Source organism: Rhodoferax sp. (assembly GCF_030646845.1).
Lineage (GTDB): Bacteria > Pseudomonadota > Gammaproteobacteria > Burkholderiales > Burkholderiaceae_C > Rhodoferax.
This window is the reverse complement of record NZ_JAUSLE010000069.1, coordinates 86,239-107,468: the sequence shown is the minus strand read 5'-3', so window position 1 is coordinate 107,468 and position 21,230 is coordinate 86,239. Positions and strand designations below refer to the sequence as shown.

19 protein-coding genes are annotated in these 21,230 nt (G+C 61.2%); 13 read left to right on the top strand and 6 right to left on the bottom strand.

What is annotated here, in order from left to right; all coding sequences use genetic code 11:
- Window positions 1-25: 25 nt before the first annotated feature.
- Window positions 26-406, bottom strand: a complete 381-nt coding sequence (locus Q7T10_RS17590) for an Mth938-like domain-containing protein (RefSeq protein WP_304750724.1) — start codon at window positions 404-406, stop codon at window positions 26-28.
- A gap of 111 nt (window positions 407-517) precedes the next feature.
- On the opposite strand from Q7T10_RS17590, the gene Q7T10_RS17585 reads away from it, so the two are divergent.
- The 9 genes from Q7T10_RS17585 (at window position 518) to Q7T10_RS17545 (ending at window position 10,471) form a co-directional block, all read left to right on the top strand.
- Window positions 518-1,744 (top strand): pyridoxal phosphate-dependent aminotransferase, encoded by a 1,227-nt coding sequence (locus tag Q7T10_RS17585; RefSeq protein WP_304750722.1) that lies wholly within the window; start codon window positions 518-520, stop codon window positions 1,742-1,744.
- Between the two features lie 72 nt (window positions 1,745-1,816).
- The gene (locus Q7T10_RS17580; RefSeq protein WP_304750720.1) at window positions 1,817-3,163 is read left to right on the top strand and encodes a homoserine dehydrogenase; all 1,347 of its coding nucleotides are present in this window, start codon (window positions 1,817-1,819) and stop codon (window positions 3,161-3,163) included.
- The gene (gene thrC, locus Q7T10_RS17575) at window positions 3,163-4,602 is read left to right on the top strand and encodes a threonine synthase (protein ID WP_304750719.1); all 1,440 of its coding nucleotides are present in this window, start codon (window positions 3,163-3,165) and stop codon (window positions 4,600-4,602) included. Before Q7T10_RS17580 ends, thrC begins: the two co-directional genes overlap by 1 nt.
- On the top strand, window positions 4,599-5,132 hold the full coding sequence (gene mobB, locus Q7T10_RS17570) for a molybdopterin-guanine dinucleotide biosynthesis protein B (RefSeq protein WP_304750717.1): 534 nt from the start codon (window positions 4,599-4,601) through the stop codon (window positions 5,130-5,132). Before thrC ends, mobB begins: the two co-directional genes overlap by 4 nt.
- On the top strand, window positions 5,129-6,376 hold the full coding sequence (gene glp / locus Q7T10_RS17565) for a gephyrin-like molybdotransferase Glp (RefSeq protein WP_304750715.1): 1,248 nt from the start codon (window positions 5,129-5,131) through the stop codon (window positions 6,374-6,376). The genes mobB and glp overlap by 4 nt, the downstream gene beginning before the upstream one ends.
- The gene (gene moaD / locus Q7T10_RS17560; protein ID WP_304750713.1) at window positions 6,373-6,624 is read left to right on the top strand and encodes a molybdopterin converting factor subunit 1; all 252 of its coding nucleotides are present in this window, start codon (window positions 6,373-6,375) and stop codon (window positions 6,622-6,624) included. The genes glp and moaD overlap by 4 nt, the downstream gene beginning before the upstream one ends.
- A gap of 19 nt (window positions 6,625-6,643) precedes the next feature.
- Window positions 6,644-7,141: a molybdenum cofactor biosynthesis protein MoaE gene (locus Q7T10_RS17555; RefSeq protein WP_304750711.1), complete on the top strand. Its 498-nt coding sequence runs from the start codon at window positions 6,644-6,646 to the stop codon at window positions 7,139-7,141.
- 115 nt (window positions 7,142-7,256) lie between these two features.
- The gene (clpB, locus tag Q7T10_RS17550) at window positions 7,257-9,869 is read left to right on the top strand and encodes an ATP-dependent chaperone ClpB (protein WP_304750709.1); all 2,613 of its coding nucleotides are present in this window, start codon (window positions 7,257-7,259) and stop codon (window positions 9,867-9,869) included.
- Between the two features lie 101 nt (window positions 9,870-9,970).
- The gene (locus Q7T10_RS17545; RefSeq protein WP_304750707.1) at window positions 9,971-10,471 is read left to right on the top strand and encodes a PaaI family thioesterase; all 501 of its coding nucleotides are present in this window, start codon (window positions 9,971-9,973) and stop codon (window positions 10,469-10,471) included.
- A gap of 45 nt (window positions 10,472-10,516) precedes the next feature.
- Here the strand turns inward: Q7T10_RS17545 and Q7T10_RS17540 are convergent, their stop codons facing one another.
- Entirely contained in the window at window positions 10,517-11,422 is a 906-nt protein-coding gene (locus Q7T10_RS17540; protein ID WP_304750705.1) for a DMT family transporter, read from the bottom strand.
- Between the two features lie 22 nt (window positions 11,423-11,444).
- A complete protein-coding gene (locus tag Q7T10_RS17535) occupies window positions 11,445-11,798 on the bottom strand; it encodes a CZB domain-containing protein (RefSeq protein WP_304750703.1) in 354 nt (117 codons plus the stop codon).
- Between the two features lie 246 nt (window positions 11,799-12,044).
- On the opposite strand from Q7T10_RS17535, the gene Q7T10_RS17530 reads away from it, so the two are divergent.
- The 4 genes from Q7T10_RS17530 (at window position 12,045) to Q7T10_RS17515 (ending at window position 17,486) form a co-directional block, all read left to right on the top strand.
- Complete coding sequence (locus Q7T10_RS17530; RefSeq protein ID WP_304750701.1) at window positions 12,045-13,271, top strand: MFS transporter; 1,227 nt, start codon at window positions 12,045-12,047, stop codon at window positions 13,269-13,271.
- A 137-nt stretch (window positions 13,272-13,408) separates the two neighbouring features.
- Window positions 13,409-15,148, top strand: coding sequence for a methyl-accepting chemotaxis protein (locus tag Q7T10_RS17525; RefSeq protein ID WP_304750699.1), 1,740 nt, complete (start codon window positions 13,409-13,411; stop codon window positions 15,146-15,148).
- 19 nt (window positions 15,149-15,167) lie between these two features.
- Window positions 15,168-16,895: a thiamine pyrophosphate-binding protein gene (locus tag Q7T10_RS17520; protein WP_304750697.1), complete on the top strand. Its 1,728-nt coding sequence runs from the start codon at window positions 15,168-15,170 to the stop codon at window positions 16,893-16,895.
- A 150-nt stretch (window positions 16,896-17,045) separates the two neighbouring features.
- Entirely contained in the window at window positions 17,046-17,486 is a 441-nt protein-coding gene (locus Q7T10_RS17515) for a hypothetical protein (RefSeq protein WP_304750695.1), read from the top strand.
- Window positions 17,487-17,536: 50 nt separating this feature from the next.
- Here Q7T10_RS17515 and Q7T10_RS17510 read toward each other — a convergent pair whose 3' ends face one another.
- Genes Q7T10_RS17510 through Q7T10_RS17500 form a run of 3 tightly spaced genes read right to left on the bottom strand, consistent with a single transcriptional unit; the run spans window position 17,537 to window position 21,226 of the window.
- Window positions 17,537-19,168, bottom strand: a complete 1,632-nt coding sequence (locus Q7T10_RS17510; RefSeq protein ID WP_304750694.1) for an ABC transporter substrate-binding protein — start codon at window positions 19,166-19,168, stop codon at window positions 17,537-17,539.
- A gap of 19 nt (window positions 19,169-19,187) precedes the next feature.
- On the bottom strand, window positions 19,188-20,213 hold the full coding sequence (locus tag Q7T10_RS17505; protein WP_304750692.1) for a peptide ABC transporter ATP-binding protein: 1,026 nt from the start codon (window positions 20,211-20,213) through the stop codon (window positions 19,188-19,190).
- Window positions 20,210-21,226, bottom strand: coding sequence for an ABC transporter ATP-binding protein (locus Q7T10_RS17500; RefSeq protein WP_304750690.1), 1,017 nt, complete (start codon window positions 21,224-21,226; stop codon window positions 20,210-20,212). Before Q7T10_RS17500 ends, Q7T10_RS17505 begins: the two co-directional genes overlap by 4 nt.
- Window positions 21,227-21,230: the final 4 nt, after the last annotated feature.

Genomic DNA, 21,230 nt, shown 5'->3' with positions numbered 1-21,230 from the left:
GCGGCCCGTTGAGTCGGCGCTAGTGTTATCCCGAAGGTGTTTCCAGTATCAGTGCAACGGCAACATGACGCCCTTCGCCCGCAAGAATGTTGTAGGTGCGGCAGGCCGCCTGGGTATCCATGGTTTCAATGCCGGTCTGTTTGTCAATCAGAGGTTTGATCCAGACGGCCGGGGGAAACCGAATACGGTTGCCGCTGCCAAAAATGACCAGTTCGGTGCCCATGGCCGCCAGTTGGGCAAAGTGCTCCGCAGTCAGCTCTTCGAATCGGCTGCAATCCCAGTTGAAGCGTTCGCCGCGCGATCCAAGCACCACGCTCGCGGTAATTTTTTCGTTGCCAACGCCAATCCAGCCGGGGCCATAACCCCTGATGGATTGGACGCTGATGATGTCGGGCTGGATCTTCATGTGAAAAAAGGTCGGGTCTGGTTGCTGCAGTGCATCAATAACTGGGGGTATTGGACGGAAATGTGGTCAAATTATAGGTTTCGCCTCACGTCACCCGCTACTGGAGAGACCTTGAAGACCATTCGAAAATCAGCCAAGCTGGCCAACGTCTGCTACGACATTCGCGGCCCCATCATGGACGCGGCCCGCCAGATGGAGGAAGAGGGTCACAAGATCATCAAGCTCAACATCGGCAATCTGGCCGTGTTCGGCTTTGATGCGCCGGAGGAAATCCAGCAGGACATGATCCGCAACCTGCCCAACTCCGCGGGTTATTCCGACAGCAAGGGTATTTTTGCAGCGCGCAAGGCGGTCATGCACTACACGCAGGAGCAGGGCATCAAGGGCGTGACGCTGGACGACATCTACCTGGGCAACGGCGCCAGCGAACTGATCGTCATGGCGACGAATGCGTTGCTCGACACTGGCGACGAGTTGCTGCTGCCTTCACCCGACTATCCACTGTGGACCGCGGCGGCCAGCCTGTCGGGCGGCACACCGGTGCACTACCTGTGCGATGAGGCCAACGGCTGGATGCCCGACCTGAACGACATTCGCGCCAAGATCACGCCACGGACCAAGGGCATTGTGGTCATCAACCCCAACAACCCGACGGGGGCCCTGTATTCCGATGAACTGCTCAAGGCCATTGTGCTGATTGCACGAGAGCACGGTCTGGTGATCTTCGCCGACGAGGTGTACGACAAGGTGCTGTATGACGGGGTCAAACATACGGCGATCGGCAGTCTCTCCGACGATGTGCTGACGCTCACCTTCAACTCGCTGTCCACGAGCTACCGCTCCTGCGGCTACCGTGCCGGCTGGATGGTGGTGTCGGGCGACAAGAAGCCGGCCAAGGATTACATCGAGGGGTTGAACATGCTCTCGAACATGCGTCTGTGTTCCAACGTCCCCGGCCAGTGGGCCATCCAGACCGCCCTGGGCGGGTATCAGAGCATCAATGACCTGGTGGGTGAGGGCGGGCGCCTGCGCCGCCAGCGCGACCTGGCATACGAGTTGATCACGGCGATCCCGGGTGTGACCTGCGTCAAGCCAACGGCCGCGCTGTACATGTTTCCACGGCTGGACCCGACCATGTACCCGATCGAGGACGACCAGCAGTTCTTTCTGGAACTGCTGCAGGAAACCAAGGTGATGCTGGTGCAGGGCACCGGCTTCAACTGGCCGACGCCCGACCACTTCCGCATCGTGTTCTTGCCGCATGAGGACGACTTGCGTGAAGCGATCGGCCGTGTCGCCAAGTTCCTTGAAATCTACCGCAAGCGGTACAGCAACTGAATTGCTATCTAATTGATAGCTGTCTGCGCATATAGTGCGGTGGCTAGAGGCCAATTTAACTAATAAAACTTTATGAAACCGATTCAAGTAGGCCTGCTGGGCATGGGTGTTGTGGGCTCGGGCACGTTCAACGTGCTGCGTCGCAACCAGGAAGAAATCAAGCGTCGTGCCGGCCGCGGGATCGAGATCACCATGGTGGCGGATCTGGATGTCGCGCGCGCGCAAGGCCTGGTGGGTGAGGGCGTCCAGGTGGTGAATGAGGCCCGGGCGGTGATCGCCAACCCGGACATTGACATCGTGATCGAGTTGATCGGCGGCTACGGCATTGCCAAGGCACTGGTGCTGGAAGCGATTGCGGCCGGCAAGCATGTGGTGACGGCGAACAAGGCGCTGCTGGCGGTGCACGGTACCGAGATCTTTGCGGCCGCGTCTGCCAAGGGCGTGATGGTGGCCTTTGAAGCAGCGGTGGCGGGCGGCATCCCGATCATCAAGGCGCTGCGCGAAGGCCTGACGGCCAACAGCATCCAGTGGATTGCCGGCATCATCAACGGCACGACCAATTTCATCCTGTCCGAGATGCGCGACAAGGGCCTGGACTTCGACGTCGTGCTCAAGGAAGCGCAACGCCTGGGCTACGCCGAAGCCGACCCGACCTTCGACATCGAAGGCGTGGACGCCGCGCACAAGGCCACCATCATGTCGGCCATTGCGTTCGGCATTCCGGTGCAGTTCGACAAGGCCTATGTGGAAGGCATCACCAAACTCGGCGCTGCCGACATCAAGTACGCCGAGCAACTGGGCTATCGCATCAAATTGCTGGGGATTACCAAGCGTCGCGAGGCAGACGCGACCAAGGGCACTTCAGCGGGCATCGAGTTACGGGTGCACCCGAGCCTGGTGCCTACCAAACGCCTGATCGCCAATGTGGAAGGCGCCATGAACGCGGTCATGGTGCAGGGCGACGCCGTCGGCACCACCCTGTACTACGGCAAGGGTGCGGGCTCCGAGCCCACCGCCAGCGCTGTCATTGCCGACCTGGTGGACATCACCCGGCTGCACACGGCGGACGCCGCGCAGCGGGTCCCGCACCTGGCATTTCAGCCCAACGCGATGAGCGATTTGCCGGTGCTGCCCATGAGCGAAGTGGTGACCAGCTATTACCTGCGTTTGCGCGTGGCGGATGAAACCGGCGTGTTGGCCAAGGTGACCGGCATCCTGGCCGAGGCGGGCATCAGCATCGATGCGGTGCTGCAGCGCGAAGCCGACGAGGTGGGCGGTGAGGGCTCCACGCAAACCGACCTGATCATTCTGACGCACGACTGCGTGGAAGCCAGGATGAACGCTGCTCTGGCCCAGATGCAGGCCCTGCCCACTGTGTTGGCGCCCATCACCCGCATCCGCAAGGAAGAACTGGCCTGATGAAGTACCTCTCCACCCGCGCTGCATCCAGCGACTCGACTGAGCGCAAACGCTTTTGCGAAATCCTGCTCGAAGGCCTGGCGCCCGATGGCGGCCTGTATTTGCCGGAGCACTACCCGCAGGTGGACGACGCCACGCTGTTGAAGTGGCGCGGTGTCTACCGAGACCAGGGCTATGCCGCGCTGGCGTTCGAGGTGCTGTCGCTGTACATCGACGATATTCCCGCTGTCGACCTGAAGGCCATTTGCGACAAGACCTACACCGAGGCTGTTTTTGGCACGAAGGAAATCGTGCCGCTGAAGAAGCTCGAAAACAGCCTGTGGCTCGAAGCCCTGTCCAACGGCCCCACACTGGCCTTCAAGGACATGGCCATGCAGTTGCTGGGCAACCTGTTTGAGTACGAGTTGGCGCGGCGCGGTGAAGAGCTCAACATCCTGGGCGCGACCAGCGGCGACACCGGCAGCGCGGCCGAATACGCCATGCGTGGTAAAAAAGGCGTACGCGTCTTCATGACCAGCCCGTTTGGCCGCATGAGCCCGTTCCAGCAGGCGCAGATGTTCAGCCTGATGGACGCGAACATTCACAACATCGCCGTGGACGGTGTCTTTGACGACTGCCAGGACATGGTCAAGGCTGTGTCCAATGACCTGGAGTTCAAACGCCAGTACAGAATTGGCACGGTCAATTCCATCAACTGGGCGCGCCTGATGGCGCAGGTGGTGTATTACTTCGCTGGCTACTTCCAGGCGACCACGGCGAATGACCAGAAGATCAGCTTCACCGTGCCATCGGGCAATTTCGGCAACGTCTGCGCCGGCCATGTGGCACGCATGATGGGCTTGCCGATCGACAAGCTGGTGGTCGCCACCAATGAGAACGATGTGCTGGACGAGTTTTTCCGCACCGGTGTTTACCGCGTGCGCGGCAGCGCCGATACGCACGAGACATCAAGCCCGTCGATGGATATTTCCAAGGCCAGTAACTTCGAGCGCTTTGTCTTTGACCTGCTGGGGCGTGACGGTGCGCGCGTGAAGGCCTTGTTCGGTGATGCGCTGGGGAAGGACGGCCGCTTCGACCTGAGCGCCGATCCCGCATTCAAGGAAGCCGCCACTCGCTATGGCTTCCTGAGCGGCAAGAGCACCCATGCCAATCGCCTGGCCACCATTCGCGATACCTTTGAGCGCTTCGGCGTGATGATCGACACCCACACCGCCGACGCCGTCAAGGTGGCGCGTGAGCACCTGCAGCCAGGCGTGCCGATGATCGTGCTGGAGACTGCTTTGCCCATCAAGTTTGCGGCCACCATTGTGGAGGCCCTCGGGCGCGAGCCGGACCGTCCGGCAAAATTTGAAGGCATTGAGGCCCTGCCCAAGCGCGTGACGCGTATGGCGGCCGACGTGGATGCCGTCAAAGCCTACATTGCGCAGCATTGCACATGAAGGTCGTGGGCTTTGCCGGCTATTCCGGCTCCGGCAAGACAACGCTGGTCGAGCGTCTGATTCCAGCGTTCCGGCTCATGGGCCTGCGCGTGTCGGTCGTGAAACACGCCCATCATCGCTTCGACATTGACCATGTCGGAAAAGACACTTACCGGCACCGCGAGGCGGGTGCTTTTGAGGTGGTGGTGGCGTCGGACAGGCGTCTGGCGTTGATGCGCGAATTTGAGCAACCGATGCAGCTTTCCGTGCACCAGTTGATTGCCGAACTGTACGAGGGCGTCGACTGGGTGCTGGTGGAAGGCTTCAAAGAGTCGGATCTGCTCAAGATCGAGGTGTGGCGGGCGCAGGCGGACAAACCCGCCCGCTATATGGATGATGATTTCATCGTGGCGATTGCCACGGATTCGCCGGAACAGCTGCCCCATGCCACGCAGCGGCCCGTGCTGGATCTCAACGATGCCGATGCGGTTGTGAACTGGCTGACAGCCAACGAAGCCCGTTTTGAGTACTGCCTGGAGACCTACGCATGAATGCGCCACGCCTTCCCCTGAAATCGCTGGATGACGCCCTGGCTGAATTGCTGGGATTTGCCACGGCGCTGAAGGGTGTGGAGTCGGTTTCGACATTTGATGCCGACGCCCGGGTGCTGGCGCAAGACGTGGTGTCGGCCTTGCACGTGCCGCCGCAGGACAACAGTTCCATGGATGGCTACGCGGTGCGCTGCGCGGATGTGTCGCAGGCGCTCAATGTTCAGCCAGCGCAAGGGCTGCTTCCGGTGACGCAGCGGATTGCGGCCGGCTCGCCGGGTGCTCCGCTGGCGCCCATGAGCGTGGCCCGCATCTTCACTGGCGCCCCAATTCCAGCGGGGGCGGATGCGGTGGTGATGCAGGAAGACTGCGAGGTGGTGGAGGGCGGCGGCGTGCGCATCAAGGCCATGCCAGCGCCGGGACAATGGATTCGCCGTGCCGGCGAGGACGTCACGCGCGGCGCCGTGGTGCTCTCAAAGGGCGAGCGCCTGACGCCGGCTTCACTGGGCTTGGCGGCCAGTATTGGCATGAACCTGCTGCCGGTGGTGCGCCGCCCGCGGGTCGCCTTGTTCTCCACCGGCGACGAGTTGGTGATGCCCGGTGCCGTGGCACCCGAGCAGATGAGGCCCGGCGCGATCTACAACTCCAACCGGTTTTTCTTGCGCGCGCTGCTGCTGCGCCTGGGCTGTGAGGTGAGCGACCTGGGTATCGTGCCAGACCGGCTGGATGCGACGGTGCAGGCCCTGCAGGGGGCGGCGCAGCACCACGACCTGATTCTGACCAGCGGTGGCGTCTCGGTGGGCGAAGAAGACCACATCAAGCCTGCCGTCCAGTCGCTGGGTTCGCTGGATCTGTGGCAAATCGCCATCAAACCCGGCAAGCCATTTGCCTACGGGCGGGTGCAGAACGCCCACTTCATCGGGCTGCCAGGCAACCCAGTGTCGAGCTTTGTTACCTTTCTGGTCCTGGTACGCCCGTTCCTGCTGACACTGATGGGTGTTGCCGATGTTGCTACCAAATCAATAGCATTACCTGCCCATTTCACGTGGGCCAGGGCCGATAAGCGCCGTGAATTCCTGCGCGTGCGGCGCAATGCGGCGGGAGGGCTCGATTTGTTTTCCAACCAGAGTTCGGGGGTGTTGACCTCGGCCGTCTGGGGTGATGGTGTGGTGGACAACGCGCCGGGTCAGACGATTGCGCCTGGCGACCTGGTCCGGTTTGTTCCTTTTGCGGAGATCATGGGATGAAGGTCACAGTGAAATATTTTGCCTCCATCCGCGAGGCCATTGGTGTGCCCGGCGAGTCCCTCGACTCTGCTGCAACCACCCTGTCGGACCTGCGTGACGAGCTGATTGCCCGAGGCGGCGCCCATGCCGAGAGCCTGGCGCGGGGCCGTTCTGTGCGCATGGCGCTCAACAAGGACATGAGCGACGAGTCCGTGGCACTGGTTGACGGGGCAGAAGTGGCCTTTTTTCCACCGGTCACGGGCGGCTAAACCCACACGGAATCTACCTATGGCTCATTTGCAGGTTTCCACCCCACGCGTCTGCATTCAGACCGGCGACTTTGACGTGAGTGCCGAGATCAATGCCTTGCGGGCGCACGACGCGCGCGTCGGGGCCGTGTGCAGTTTTGTCGGCACTGTTCGTGACCGGACGGCTGGCACCCCGGGCAGCATCAGCAGCATGGAGCTGGAGCACTACCCGGGCATGACCGAGAAAGCCATCGAAGCCATGATCGACGAGGCGCACAAGCGCTTTGACATTCTTGGCGCCCGCGTCATTCACCGGATTGGCGTGTTGCATCCGCTGGACCAGATCGTGTTGGTGGCGGTAACCTCGGCCCATCGCGGGGAGAGTTTCCAGGCCTGCGAGTTCCTGATGGACTACCTGAAAACGCAGGCGCCGTTCTGGAAGAAAGAACAGACGCCGGAGGGTGCGCGTTGGGTTGACGCGCGGGTCTCGGACGATGCAGCCCTGGCCAAATGGGGTATCGAGGCTCGCAACATTTGACGGGTTGGGGGAGGGCGCCGGGTCCTTACCTTGATTAATGTCAACCGAATGGCAGGGTCAGACCCTTGAAAATCCTCAATCAGCATCAAGCTGCGAGGGAATTCAAAGGACTGACATGCGAATCGAAAAACTCACTACCAAATTTCAGGAAGCATTGGGCGAAGCCCAGACGCTCGCCTTGGGCAACGACAACCAGTACATCGAGCCTGCCCACGTGCTGCTCGCCATGCTGCGCCAGGAGGACGGCCCGAAGGCCTTGCTGCAACGGGCTGGCGTGAATGTGCCGGGCTTGCTGGCGGCGGCCGAGACCGCCATGAAAAAGCTGCCGCAAGTGCAGGGTCATGAGCAGGTGCAGGTCGGCCGTGACATGGTCTCACTCCTGCAGGCAGCGGAGAAGGAAGCCATCAAGCGCGGCGACCAGTTTGTCGCCGGCGAATTGTTCCTGCTCGCGTTGACCGACAGCAAACAGGACATCGGAAAAATCGTCAAAGAAAATGGCCTGACCCGCAAGTCGCTTGAGACCGCGATTGACGCCGTGCGTGGTGGCCAGAACGTGGACAGCGCCGATGCAGAAGACCAGCGTGAATCGCTCAAGAAATATTGCGTGGACCTGACCGAGCGCGCCCGCATGGGCAAGCTCGATCCGGTGATTGGCCGCGATGACGAAATTCGCCGTGCCATCCAGGTGCTGCAGCGCCGTACCAAAAACAACCCGGTTCTGATTGGTGAGCCCGGTGTCGGCAAGACCGCGATTGTCGAAGGCCTTGCCCAGCGCATCGTCGCTGGCGAGGTGCCGGACTCCCTCAAGGGCAAGCGCGTCTTGTCGCTCGACATGGCCTCGCTCTTGGCCGGTGCCAAGTTCCGTGGCGAGTTTGAAGAGCGCCTGAAGAACGTGCTGAAGGACCTGGCCAAGGACGAAGGCCAGACCATTGTGTTCATTGATGAGTTGCACACGATGGTGGGCGCGGGCAAGGCCGAAGGCGCCATGGACGCCGGCAACATGCTCAAGCCGGCGCTGGCGCGTGGCGAGTTGCACTGCGTGGGCGCCACCACACTGGACGAGTACCGCAAATACATCGAGAAAGATGCCGCACTGGAGCGCCGCTTCCAGAAAATCCTGGTGGGCGAGCCCACCGTGGAGGCCACCATTGCCATCCTGCGCGGCCTGAAAGAACGTTACGAGGTGCACCATGGCGTGGACATCACGGACCCGGCCATTGTGGCTGCGGCCGAGCTCAGCCACCGCTACATCACCGATCGTTTCCTGCCAGACAAAGCCATTGACCTGATCGACGAGGCCGCGTCCAAGATCAAGATCGAAATGGATTCCAAGCCGGAGGTCATGGACAAGCTGGACCGTCGTCTGATCCAGTTGCAGATCGAGCGCGAAGCGGTCAAGAAAGAGAAGGATGAGGCGTCGCAAAAGCGCTATGAACTCATCAACGAAGAAATTGCCAAGCTGCAAAAGGAAATTGCCGATCTCGATGAGGTCTGGAAGTCCGAGAAAGCCAGTGCCCAGGGCAGTGCCCAGGTGCGCGAGGAGATCGACAAGCTCAATTTCCAGATCAAGGAACTCACCCGCAAGGGCGATCTGGCGAAAGTGGCCGAGCTGCAATACGGCCAGTTGCCCGATCTGGAGAAGAAGCTCAAGGCGGCGCAAGACCAGGAAGCAGGCAAAGCCAAGACTGCCAAGGACGGCGGCCGTCCGCAGTTGCTGCGCACCCAGGTTGGCGCCGAGGAAATCGCCGAGGTGGTGAGCCGCGCCACCGGCATTCCCGTGAGCAAGATGATGCAGGGCGAGCGCGACAAGTTGCTGCAGATGGAAGACAAGCTGCACCAGCGTGTGGTGGGGCAGAACGAAGCCATCGCGGCCGTGTCCAACGCGATTCGCCGCTCGCGCTCCGGCCTGTCCGATCCCAATCGTCCAACCGGTTCTTTCCTGTTCCTTGGCCCTACGGGGGTGGGCAAGACCGAGCTGTGCAAGGCGCTGGCGGGCTTTCTGTTTGATTCGGAAGACCACCTGATTCGCATCGACATGAGCGAGTTCATGGAGAAACATTCGGTGGCCCGCCTCATTGGTGCGCCCCCCGGCTACGTGGGCTACGAGGAGGGCGGTTATCTGACTGAAGCCGTGCGGCGCAAGCCCTACAGCGTGTTGCTGCTCGACGAGGTGGAAAAAGCGCACCCCGATGTGTTCAACGTGCTGCTGCAGGTGCTGGACGATGGTCGCCTGACCGATGGCCAGGGCCGTACCGTGGACTTCAAGAACACGGTGATCGTGATGACCAGCAACATCGGTTCGCAGTTGATCCAGTCCATGGTGGGCCAGGACAGTGAGGACATCAAGGATGCGGTGACGGGTGAGTTGAAAAACCACTTCCGGCCAGAATTCTTGAACCGCATCGACGAGACCGTGGTGTTCCACGCCCTTGACGCCGCGCACATTGCCGAAATTGCCGGCATCCAGATTCAGGTGCTGCAAGCGCGTTTGGCCAAGATGGATCTGACACTGGAGGTGTCACCCGCGGCGCTGGCCGAGCTGGCCAAGGTCGGCTTCGATCCGGTCTTTGGCGCGCGGCCCCTGAAGCGTGCGATCCAGCAGCGGATTGAAAACCCGCTGTCCAAGTTGCTGCTCGAAGGCAAGTTCCTGCCCAAAGACGTGATCCCGGTCGATGTGGATCCGATCCGCTCGCCAGGGCAGTTCAGCTTTGGGCGCGCGGAGCAGTAAGTCTCTGATGTGAGGCTGGCGGGCCAGCGATGGCCCGCCAAACGTCTTTGTAGTGGTTCTTTTGACCGGGCGAATTCGTTGGCCTGGATAATCTGCAGCTTATGAACCACACCCAACTCAATTCCAGTTTCGACGATATTGCCGCGGACGCTCCCGACAACATTCCCGAAGGGTTCCGGCCCGTCAAGATCGGTGGCCCATTTATTTCGCATAACGGACCGCTGTACGGCAAGTGGACAGGGCAGCGCCTGCTGCTGGGGTTTCGCGTTGAAGAGCGGCATACCAACCCGCTGAAGATTTGCCACGGTGGCATGCTGGCGACCTTTGCCGACATGCTGATTCCCTGCGCCTCTATGTATCAGAGCGACATGGAGCGGCGCTTCTTGCCCACCATCAGTCTTCAGATCGACTACATGGGTGCCGCTGCCCTGGGCGCCTGGATACAGGGTGAGGCCGATGTGCTTCGCACCACGCGCAATATGTTGTTTGGTCAGGGGCTGGTGAGCGCCGATGGCCAACCCGCCCTGCGGGTGAGCGGCATCTTCAAGATGGGGCAACTCATCGGTGACGGCAAGGCCACCGATCCACTGGGCTTGAAGTAGACAATCGTCCCTGGCTGAGGGCTTGGGGACGACAGGCTTCCTTCCCTATGGATGGTCATGCCGGTGCGTGTGCACGCGCCGCTCCGTCAGGTGCAACCAGAGCCCCGTGGCCATGAGCAAGCCCGCGCCCCAGAACAGGGGTGACGTGGTTTCATCGAATACGGCAATGGCGATGGCCACACCCATGAATGGCGCCGCGCCGAAGTAAGCGCCGGTGCGCGCCGCACCCAAGTCCCGCAGAGCGACAACGAACAAGGTGAGGCTGACCCCATAGCCCAGAAAACCGATCAACAGGACTGGAGCTGCGACGCTCCACGGCGGCATGGGTTGGCCCCAGAAGATGGCCAGGCCGATGTTCACGGCGGCAGCGATCAGTCCTTTCAATCCGGCAATAAACACGGCATCCGAATTGGAAACACGACGCGTCAAATTGTTGTCCAGCGCCCAGCACAGGCATGCCCCCACAATGAACGCAGCTCCCAGCCAGCTGTTCTCCTCGCCGGTTGGCGCACCGGGCCATGACAACACAAGTCCCCCCAGCACGACCAGTACCATACCGGTAACAACGCGCCGGTTGGCGTTTTCCTTGAATACGATCCAGGCCAGCATCGCCGTCAATACAACTTCGAAATTGAGTAGCAGGGACGCAGACGCGGCGCTCGAGCGTGCCAGGCCCAGCATCAGCAAGACAGGTCCGGCGATGCCTCCACAGATGGCCGCGGCGAGCAGCCAGGGCCACTCAAGGCGCGCCAGTCCCGGGTTGCGCCAGCCCCGGTCGCGCATGAGGCGAAAGGCAGTTAACCCGACACCACTGCCCAGGTACAACAAGCCCGCCAGCAGGAGCGCCGGCATATCGCCCACGAATTGTTTGGCAAATGGGGTGCTGGCACCGAACAGGACCGCAGCGCCCAGCGCGGCCAGCACGGCAGTCGGGGCATTGAGCGCTCTCACACGGTGATGCCCTGAGCGTGGTTCACAGGCCGGCTTGTTTTTTCAGGTTCAAAACGGCCAGCTGGACCGCGCTGGACGCATAGCTGTAGGCCGTTCCCGGCGCCAGCATGGTTTGGGCGTCGGTGTATTTCCGGGTGTTGATGGCTGCCGCCACCTTGGACGCCTCAATGTGAAATTTTGCGTGTTTGGCCACGCAGTCCGCATGACTGGTCAGCGTTCCGAACTGATGCCGGGCTTCGCCATGCAGCCATTTCCCAAGATCGCAACAATTGTCTCTGGCAATGGTGGCGGTATCCAGCGTTTCGTTGTTGGTGATCGCGGCCAGCAACCGGGCTTTCCACTCGGTGTGTTTGGCGATGGCGAGGTCCAGATCCATGGGTCATCCTGATTGAATGGCGAAAGGCGTTGTCAGCAGTCGATTGTGCCGGAAATCCTGCACAGCGGCGTCACCGCCGCATCCGCGATTTGCTATTAAAAAAATAGCCCTCTGTCCATATTTGACGGGGGCTACACCGCCATTTTACGTCCGAGATCGGCAGGGGCGTCCATCGCGAATGGCGGGCCCGTTCCACTTGCAATCTGGGCGGTGAAACGGCGGGATGGCGTGATTTACCATATCACCATGATCAGCGCCGCACACCACTTGCCCCTTACGGTGCCTCTCAAGCAGGATGCCACCATCATCGGACTGGTGGGGCTGGCCCATGCCAGTTCTCACTTTGCCCATCTGCTGCTGCCGCTGATGTTTCCGGTGTTCATGAAAGAGTTCGGCTTGAGCTACTCCGAGTTGGGATTGCTGATGACCACGTTTTTCGTCGTGTCAGGGCTGGGGCAGGCTTCGGCAGGTTTTGTGGTCGACCGGCTGGGTGCGCGGCCATTGCTGTTTGTGGCGCTGGGCATTTTTGTGGTGGCGTGCAGCGCGGCGTCCATGGTGAACGGCTATAGCGGCTTGCTGGCGGTGGCGGCCCTCGCCGGCCTGGGCAACGCGACGTTTCACCCCGTCGACTTCACTATTTTGAACCAGCGCGTCTCCGCCCCGCGCCTGGGTCATGCCTTCAGTGCCCATGGTCTGACGGGCAATCTGGGCTGGGCTGCCGCACCTTTGTTCTTTGCCACGATCAGCAGCCTGTACTCCTGGCGCACCGCCTATCTGGCGGCTGCGGCAATGTATGTTGGCATCTTGTTGTTGCTGATCCTGCACCGCGACAAACTCAAGACCCAGGTGGTGCGGCGCCACGCAGATGTCCAGACGGAGCACGACCTGGCGTTCATGAAGCTGCCTGTGGTCTGGTGGTGTTTTGGCTTTTTCCTGCTGTCCACCATGACGCTTGCGGTGGTGCAGAGTTTTTCTGTCTCGATTCTGAAAGCCATGCATGGCGTGAGTTTCGAAGCGGCCACCCTGACATTGACCGCTTACATGCTGTGCGGCGCGGTGGGCATGTTCGTGGGAGGTTTTATTGCGGCACGCACCGCCAACAGTGATCGCGTGGTCGCCATCGCGATGGGGGCGGCGGCTGTTTTGCTGGCGCTGTGTGGCACCGGGATTTTTGGTGCCATCGGCACGATGGTGGTGCTGGCCGGTACCGGTTTTGCCGTCGGGATAGGCGGCCCTTCGCGTGACATGATGATCAAGAAGGCGACGCCCAAGGGCGCCACCGGCCGTGTGTACGGCATGGTGTATTCCGGGCTGGACGTCGGCTTTGCCATTTCCCCCATTCTGTTTGGCGTGTTCATGGATCGCGGCTGGTACGGCGCGACCCTGTTCGGTGCCGCGGCAGTGTTGCTGCTCAGCGTCGTGGCGGCGCTGGGGGTTGGGCGGCGTACTTCCGGGCGGCCGGGGCGGGCCTGAGCTGTCCAGGGCTTGCAGCCGGCCAAGCCGCTTTGTCAGTTCCGCAAGGGGCGCAACGTGTTCAAATGGACACCGATAAGAGCTCTGCGCATTGCCTTTGGCGGTTCGACAAGTTGACTATTCAGTTGGAAAAGCAAATGAAAATTTCTACGCGTTTGATGCTGTTGGGGGGCACGATGTCGGCCCTGGTGGTCGTCATTGCGGGCCTGGGCCTGTTTGGCATGGATGCCTCCAGCACTGCTTTGCGATCGGTCTACGAGGATCGCACGGTGCCCGTCGGGCAGACGGGTGAGATCGAGGCCATGATTCTTGAAAACCGTCTGGCCATTGCCGTTGCGCTGGCTAGCCCCACCCCGGCGGTCATCGCCGCCAGCGCGGCAACGGTGGACGCCAACATCGCGGCAATCAGCAAGACCTGGACCGCTTTGATGGCGACCAAGCTGACAGCGGACGAAGAGAAACTCGCCAAGGCCTTTGCAGAGGATCGCCGGCGGTTTGTCCAGGAAGGGCTTCAACCGACGGTGGCGGCTTTGCGCGCCAACGATATAGCCGGGGCCCAGCGCCTCGTCGCGGAGAAAGTCGAACCCCTGTACGTTCCGGTTAACAAGGGCATCCGTTCGCTGATTCAGATCGAGCTTGACGGGGCGAGAAAAGCGTTCACTGATGCCGAGGCGCGCGACGCCACGATACGTTCGCTCGCAATCGCCATCTTTGTCGTCGGCATGTTGGCATCGGGCTTGTACAACTTCCTGCTGATTCGCTCTATCCGCAGGCAACTCGGTGCCGAGCCGGCCGAAGCTGCCGAAGTCGCCAAAACGGTTGGTGCAGGCGACCTGAGCATGCGCATTGAACTGATGCAGGGTGACACCACGAGTCTGATGGCACAACTCAAGTCCATGCAGGAAAGCCTCACCAAAATGGTGACCCGTGTGCGTCAGGGCTCCCAGAGCGTGGAGACGGCCAGCGCCGAAATCGCCCAGGGCAACAACGACCTTTCGGCCCGCACCGAGAGCCAGGCCAGCGCCCTGGAGGAGACCGCCGCCTCCATGGAGGAACTCAGTGCCACGGTGAAACAAAACGCCGACAGCGCCCGTCAGGCCAACCAGCTCGCCATGGGTGCCAGCACTGTGGCCGTCAAGGGTGGCGAGGTGGTGTCGCAGGTGGTGGACACCATGAAAGGCATCAACGAATCTTCCCGCAAGATATCGGACATCATCAGCGTGATTGACGGCATTGCCTTCCAGACCAACATCCTGGCCCTGAATGCGGCAGTGGAAGCGGCCCGCGCGGGTGAACAGGGCCGCGGCTTTGCCGTGGTGGCCACGGAGGTGCGCAGCCTGGCCGGGCGCTCGGCGGAGGCGGCCAGGGAGATCAAGTCGCTGATCAATGCCAGCGTGGAGCGGGTTGAGCAGGGCACCGCTCTGGTGGACCAGGCCGGCATCACCATGGCCGAGGTGGTCAGCAGCATTCGCCGCGTTACTGACATCATGGGCGAGATCAGTTCGGCCAGCAGCGAACAGGCCCTGGGCGTGGCGCAGGTGGGCGAAGCAGTCACCCATATGGACCAGGCCACGCAGCAAAATGCCGCGCTGGTGGAAGAGATGGCGGCGGCGGCCAGCAGCCTCAAATCCCAGGCGGGGGAACTGGTGGAAGTCGTGGCGGTGTTCACATTGCCAGGTTCTCAAAATGGTTTGCCGATGAGCCGTGCACCGACCACCCGGCTTGCCCCCGCCAGAAAGCCCGCTCCATCCGTCGCGATGAACCAGAAAAAGCCAGCGGTCCGCCCACCTGCGAGGCAAACCGCTTTGAACGCGCCCGCACCGGCGACCAAGGCCACGCCCACGGCAGCGCCGGATGACGGTTGGGACACGTTTTGATGTGCGAGATATTTGAAAAATGAGCACAAGAATTGCGGGCCATCTTCTCGTTGAATGCCTTGTGGCCCAGGGCGTCACCCATGCTTTTGGCGTACCGGGTGAAAGTTATCTGGCCGTGCTGGATGGTTTCCACCTTCATCGGGATCAGATCCGCTTCATCATCAATCGGCAGGAAGGCGGCGCGGCCTTCATGGCCGAGGCCCACGGCAAACTGACCGGGCGTCCCGGTGTCTGTTTTGTGACGCGCGGACCCGGCGCCACCAACGCGTCCATTGGCGTACACACCGCATTTCAGGACTCGACGCCCATGGTGCTGTTTGTGGGCGATGTGGCCAGTGACACCCGTGACCGCGAAGCGTTTCAGGAAGTCGACTACCTGAGCTTTTTCGGGCCCAGTACCAAAGGGTTTGCGAAACGGGTGGAGCGCATCGATGATGCGCGCCGCATCCCCGAATACGTGGCGCGTGCTTTTGCCACCGCCATGAACGGCCGCCCCGGTCCGGTGGTGCTGGTGTTGCCGGAGGACATGCTGACACAGGTTGTGGCGGCTCACGCGGGTACGGGTGTGCTGCCGCAAGCCCTGCCACGGGTTGACGCGGTCGAGGCCTGGAGTGACCCCGGGTCCTTGCGCACCTTGCGGGAGATGCTATTAAAAGCAGAGCGGCCTTTTGTCATTGCCGGTGGTGGTGGCTGGACGGTACAGGCAGCGCAGGCCTTGCAGCGCTTCGCTGAAAACTGGAAGCTGCCGGTCGGCAACGCGTTTCGCTTTCAGGACACGTTTGACAACCACCATCCGCTGTATGCGGGTGACGTGGGCATCGGCATCAATCCCCGGCTGGCGGCGCGCATCAAGAACAGTGACCTGATTCTGGCCATCGGGCCACGGCTGGGCGAAATGACCAGCGCCGGCTATACCCTGCTAGACGTCCCCAAGCCCAGGCAGAAACTGGTGCACATACACGCCAGCGCGGAAGAGCTTAACCGCGTCTACCAGGCCGACCTGGCCATCAACGCGACCATGAATGCGGCGGCCCGCTCTCTGGAGGTGCTTGATGCACCGGTGGCCGTGGCCTGGGATGCCTGGACACAAGCTTGTCACGCGGACTATCTGGCCAATCTCGAGCCGCAGCCCTTGCCGGGCGACATCGACATGCCCGCCATTGTGGCGACGCTACAAAAACATTTGCCGACGGATGCCGTGCTGACCAATGGCGCGGGCAACTTTGCCAGCTGGATGCACCGCTTTTACAGGCACCACGGGCTGGCCAAGGGGTTCAAGACGCAACTGGCACCGACCAACGGTGCCATGGGCTATGGCGTGCCCGCCGGCATTGCGGCGGCCATTTCCACCGGGCGCCTGGCCTTCACCATCGCCGGTGACGGCGACTTCTTGATGAACGGGCAAGAGCTGGCCACGGCCACGCAATACGGCGCCAAAACCATCATCGTGCTGCTGAACAACGGCATGTTTGGCACCATCCGCATGCATCAGGAGCGCGAGTATCCGCAGCACGTGACCGGGACCCAGCTCAAGAACCCGGATTTCGTAGCGTTGGCGTCTGCCTACGGCTACGCAGGTGCGCGCATTACCAAAACTTCTGAGTTCGAAGCCCAATTGCTCGCCGCGCTGGACCGGCCGCAAGGCACGCTGATTGAGGTGATGCTGGACCCGGAAGTGATCAGCACCCGTGGCACCTTGTCCGCCATCACGCAAAACGCCTTGAAGCAGTTGCAGCAAAAAGAGTAGCGAATGTCATGTGCTGCCCGCGTGAAGGGCGATGCGGCCTGAGCCCACCGGGAGCATAGGCCTGACCCTTTCACAAATCGTTACGCCTTCAAGGTCGGCATGTCGTGCCACTCAAGCGTTATCGAAGTGGACATACTCTGAAAGACCATGATGAAGAAAATCGCTGCGATCGCCTTGTTCGCCTGTGCCTGTGCAACAGGCTCCGTGTTTGCGCAAACCAGCGTGGGCGTCTCGATTGGCATCAATCAACCGGGGGTCTATGGGCGCATCAATATCGGCAACTACCCACCACCCGTGCTCGTGTACCCGCAACCGGTGATCATCGCGCCCGCACCCGTGCTGGTGCAGCGCGAACCCATCTACCTCTATGTTCCCCCGGGTCACCAGAAGAAGTGGGGCAAGCATTGCGCTCGCTACAACGCGTGCGGACAGCCCGTTTATTTCGTGCAGGAACAATGGGTGAGAGAACGCTATGCGCACGAGCATCCGGGTTGGCGCGATGACCGCCGCGATCGCCGTGACCATCGTGACAACCGCAGGCAGGACCACGATGACCATCGGGAACGCCGCGATCACGATAACCGCAGGTAGCAAAAAAAAGGCCGGTTTGCACCGGCCTTCTGGTTTCACTCAACTTGCGTTCACTCTTTGATGTCTACGCCGTAAAAGCTGTGGCGTCCAAACGGGCTGAGCTTGAAGTCGATCACTTCCTTGCGCACGGGTTTGAGTTGCACCGCGTGCGCAATGGTGAACCAGGGCGCTTGCTCTTTGAAGATCAGCTGTGCTTTTTCATACAGCTTGGCGCGTTCCGCCTGATTTGATTCGGTTTTTGCCTTGCTGATCAAATCTTCAAACGGCTTGTAGCAGAACTTGGCGACATTGGAGCCATTGGTCTTGGCAGAGCTGCAGCCCAGCAGGGTGTTGAGGAAGTTGTCCGGATCGCCGTTGTCGCCGGTCCAGCCCAGCATGCCCATCTGATGTTCGCCCGCCTGCATGCGCTTGCGGTATTCGCCCCACTCAAAGCTCTTGATTTCTGCCTTGATGCCCACCTTGGCCAGATCGGCCTGCATCAACTCGGCAATGCGCTTGGCGTTCGGGTTGTAGGGGCGCTGTACCGGCATGGCCCACAGGTCGGTTGTGAAGCCATTGGCCAGCCCCGCATCTGCCAGCAGTTTTTTAGCCGCTGCCGGGTCAAACGGATCGTCCTTGACGGCATTGTTGTAAGACCACTGGGTCGGCGGAATCGGGTTCTTGGCGGCGACACCCGTACCCAGGTAAACGGCATCCACAATGGCTTGTTTGTTGATCGCCATGTTGACCGCTTTGCGCACGCGCACATCGTCAAACGGCTTCTTGGTGGTGTTGTAGGCGAGGTAGCCCACGTTCAGGCCGGGTTGCTCCAGCACCACGACGCTGGCGTCCTTGCGGATGGCGGGCAAATCAGCCGGGTTGGGGTAGGGCATGACATGGCACTCGCCTTTTTGCAGCTTGGCCCAACGCACGGACGCATCTGGCGTGATCGCGAAAATCAGGTCATCGATCTTGGCCTTGCCGGCCCAGTATTGGGGGAATGCCTTGTAGCGAATCAACGCATCTTTCTGGTACTGCACCAGCATGAAGGCGCCGGTACCCAACGGTTCCTGGTCAATCTTCTCCGGTGTACCCGCTTTCAGCATGGCAATGGCGTACTCTTTGGACTGGATGCCCGCGTACTGCATGGCCAGGTTGGAGAGGAACGGGGCCTCGGCCTGGGTCAGCGTGACTTTGACCGTGTAGTCGTCCACCCGGTCAACCGACTGGAGCAACTTGTCCATGCCCATGTCGTTGAAATACGAGTGATTCGAGCTGGTCACCTTGAAGTAGGGGTCGGCCGGCTTCCACTGACGCTCGATGGAGAAAATGAAGTCGTCGGCGTTGAAGTCGCGCGAGGGTTTGAAATTCTTGTTGGCGTGCCACTTGACGCCCTTGCGCAGATGAAAGGTGTACTCCTTGCCGTCTTTGGAAATCGTCCAGCGCTCGGCCAGGCCCGGCACCACCTTAGTGCCGCCACGCTCGAATTTGACGATGGTGTCGTAGATCTGGTCATTGGCATCGAACGAGGTGCCAGTGGTATTGACGCTGGGCGCGAAATTCTCAGGGCTGCCTTCAGAACAATACACCAGCGTTTTGGCCGAGACGGGCGCCAGTGCCAGCAGGGCAGGCAGTGCCAGGGCACACAGTACGCCTGGCTTGACCGTAAATTTTCGGTTGACGCTTGTTTTTGATCGGATCATCTTGTGGACTCCTCTGGGGTTATTGCTGCGGGGCAGCGGGTTGGGTAAATTGTTCAGCTTCATGGCAGGCCACCTGTCGCCCGCCGAGCTCACGCAGCATGGGACGCTCAATATGACAACGTGCGACGACATTGGGGCAACGCGTAGAAAACACACAACCGCTGGGCGGATTCAATGGCGAGGGTAACTCGCCTTTGAGAACGATGCGCTGTCGTGCTGCGCCACTGCCCGTGATTCCGGGGGTGGAGGCCAGCAGCGCCTGGGTGTAGGGGTGGAGCGGCTGCGAGAAGATGGTCTTTTTCTCGCCCTGTTCAACGGCGTGCCCCAGGTACATCACCAGCACATCATGGGCAATATGGCGCACGACGCCCAGATCGTGCGAAATAAACAGATAGGCCAGGCCCAGCTCCTGCTGCAGATCAGCCAGCAGGTTGAGCACTTGCGCCTGAATGGACACATCCAGCGCCGAAACCGGTTCGTCGGCCACGATCAAGGACGGTTTGAGCATGAGCGCGCGCGCAATGGCTATGCGCTGGCGCTGTCCGCCCGAAAACATGTGCGGGTAGCGGTCATAGTGTTCCGGGCGCAGACCGACCAGCGCCAGCATGGCCCGGGCCTGCTCCGCGCGATCGAGGGCCGTCAGCGGGGTATTGATCTCCAGCGGCGCCTCCAGAATGGCGCCGATCTTTTTGCGCGGGTTGAGCGAGCCGTAGGGATTTTGAAACACCATCTGCACGGTGCGACGCAGTGCGTGGCGTTCGACCTGGGATGCCTGGACCACGTCCACGCCATTCAGCCGCAACTCACCCGCTGACGGTGTTTCGATCAGGGAAACCATGCGCGCCAGCGTGGACTTGCCGCAGCCAGACTCGCCCACCACGGCCAGGGTTTTTCCGGCGTGCAGCGTGAACGAAACGCCGCCAACGGCCTGCAGCTGATCGGGTGGGTGAAAGAAACCCCGACCTATCTTGTAGACCTGCTTCAAATCCCTGGCGACGATCACCGGCGTATCGCTCGCCGGATCTCTGGCGTCTGCGGCACTCATGGCATGGTCTCTGTCAGCGGCTTGTGATGGCCGGAGGAGGCTTGTCCGCGCGATTCACCCAAGGGGTACAGGCACCGCACCATGCCCTCCTGCCAGGGCCGCAGCGGCGGGCGTTGCGCACGGCAGCTGTCAACGGCATAGGCACAACGCGGCGCGAACAGGCAGCCGGTGGGCCGGTCATACAGGCCGGGGACCATGCCTGGAATGGTGGCCAGGCGCGTCAGACCTTCGCTGCGTTCGGGCAGGGCGGCCATGAGTGCTTCCGTATAGGGATGCTGTGGCCTGGCAAACAGGTCCTGAGCGCTGCGTTCTTCCATGATCTGGCCGGCGTACATCACGGCGACGCGCTGCGCCATCTCGGATACGACGCCCATGTTGTGGGTGATCAGCACCAGCGCCATGCCACGTTCTTTCTGCAGGCTGCGCAGCAAATCCAGAATTTGGGCCTGAATGGTGACATCCAGTGCCGTGGTGGGTTCGTCGGCGATCAGCAGCTTGGGATTGCAGGCAATCGCCATGGCGATCATGACGCGTTGGTTCATGCCGCCCGACATCTGGTGCGGGTAGACCTTGAGCCGGCTCTCGGGCGCCGGAATGCCCACCTGCTCCAGCAACTCGATGGAACGATGCTTTGCGGCCCTGGCATCCAGTCCCAAGTGCAGCCTGAGCGTTTCCGCCAGCTGGAAGCCCACGGTAAAACAGGGGATCAGGCTGGTGGTGGGGTCCTGGAAGATCATCGCCACGTCTTTGCCGGTGAGCTTGCTGCGCTCACTCGCAGACAAGGCCAGCAGGTCGTGGCCGTCAAAGCGCAGCTTGTCGGCGGTGACCCGCCCGGGGTAGGAGACCAGGCCCATCAACGCCATCATCGTGACGCTTTTGCCCGAGCCGGACTCGCCCACAATGCCCAGTACGTCGCCGGCTTCCAGCGACAGGCTGACGCCATCCACGGCGTGCATCACGCTGTTCTTCGAGGGGAACTCGACCGACAGGTTCTCGATTTCAAGAAGGGCCATGAGA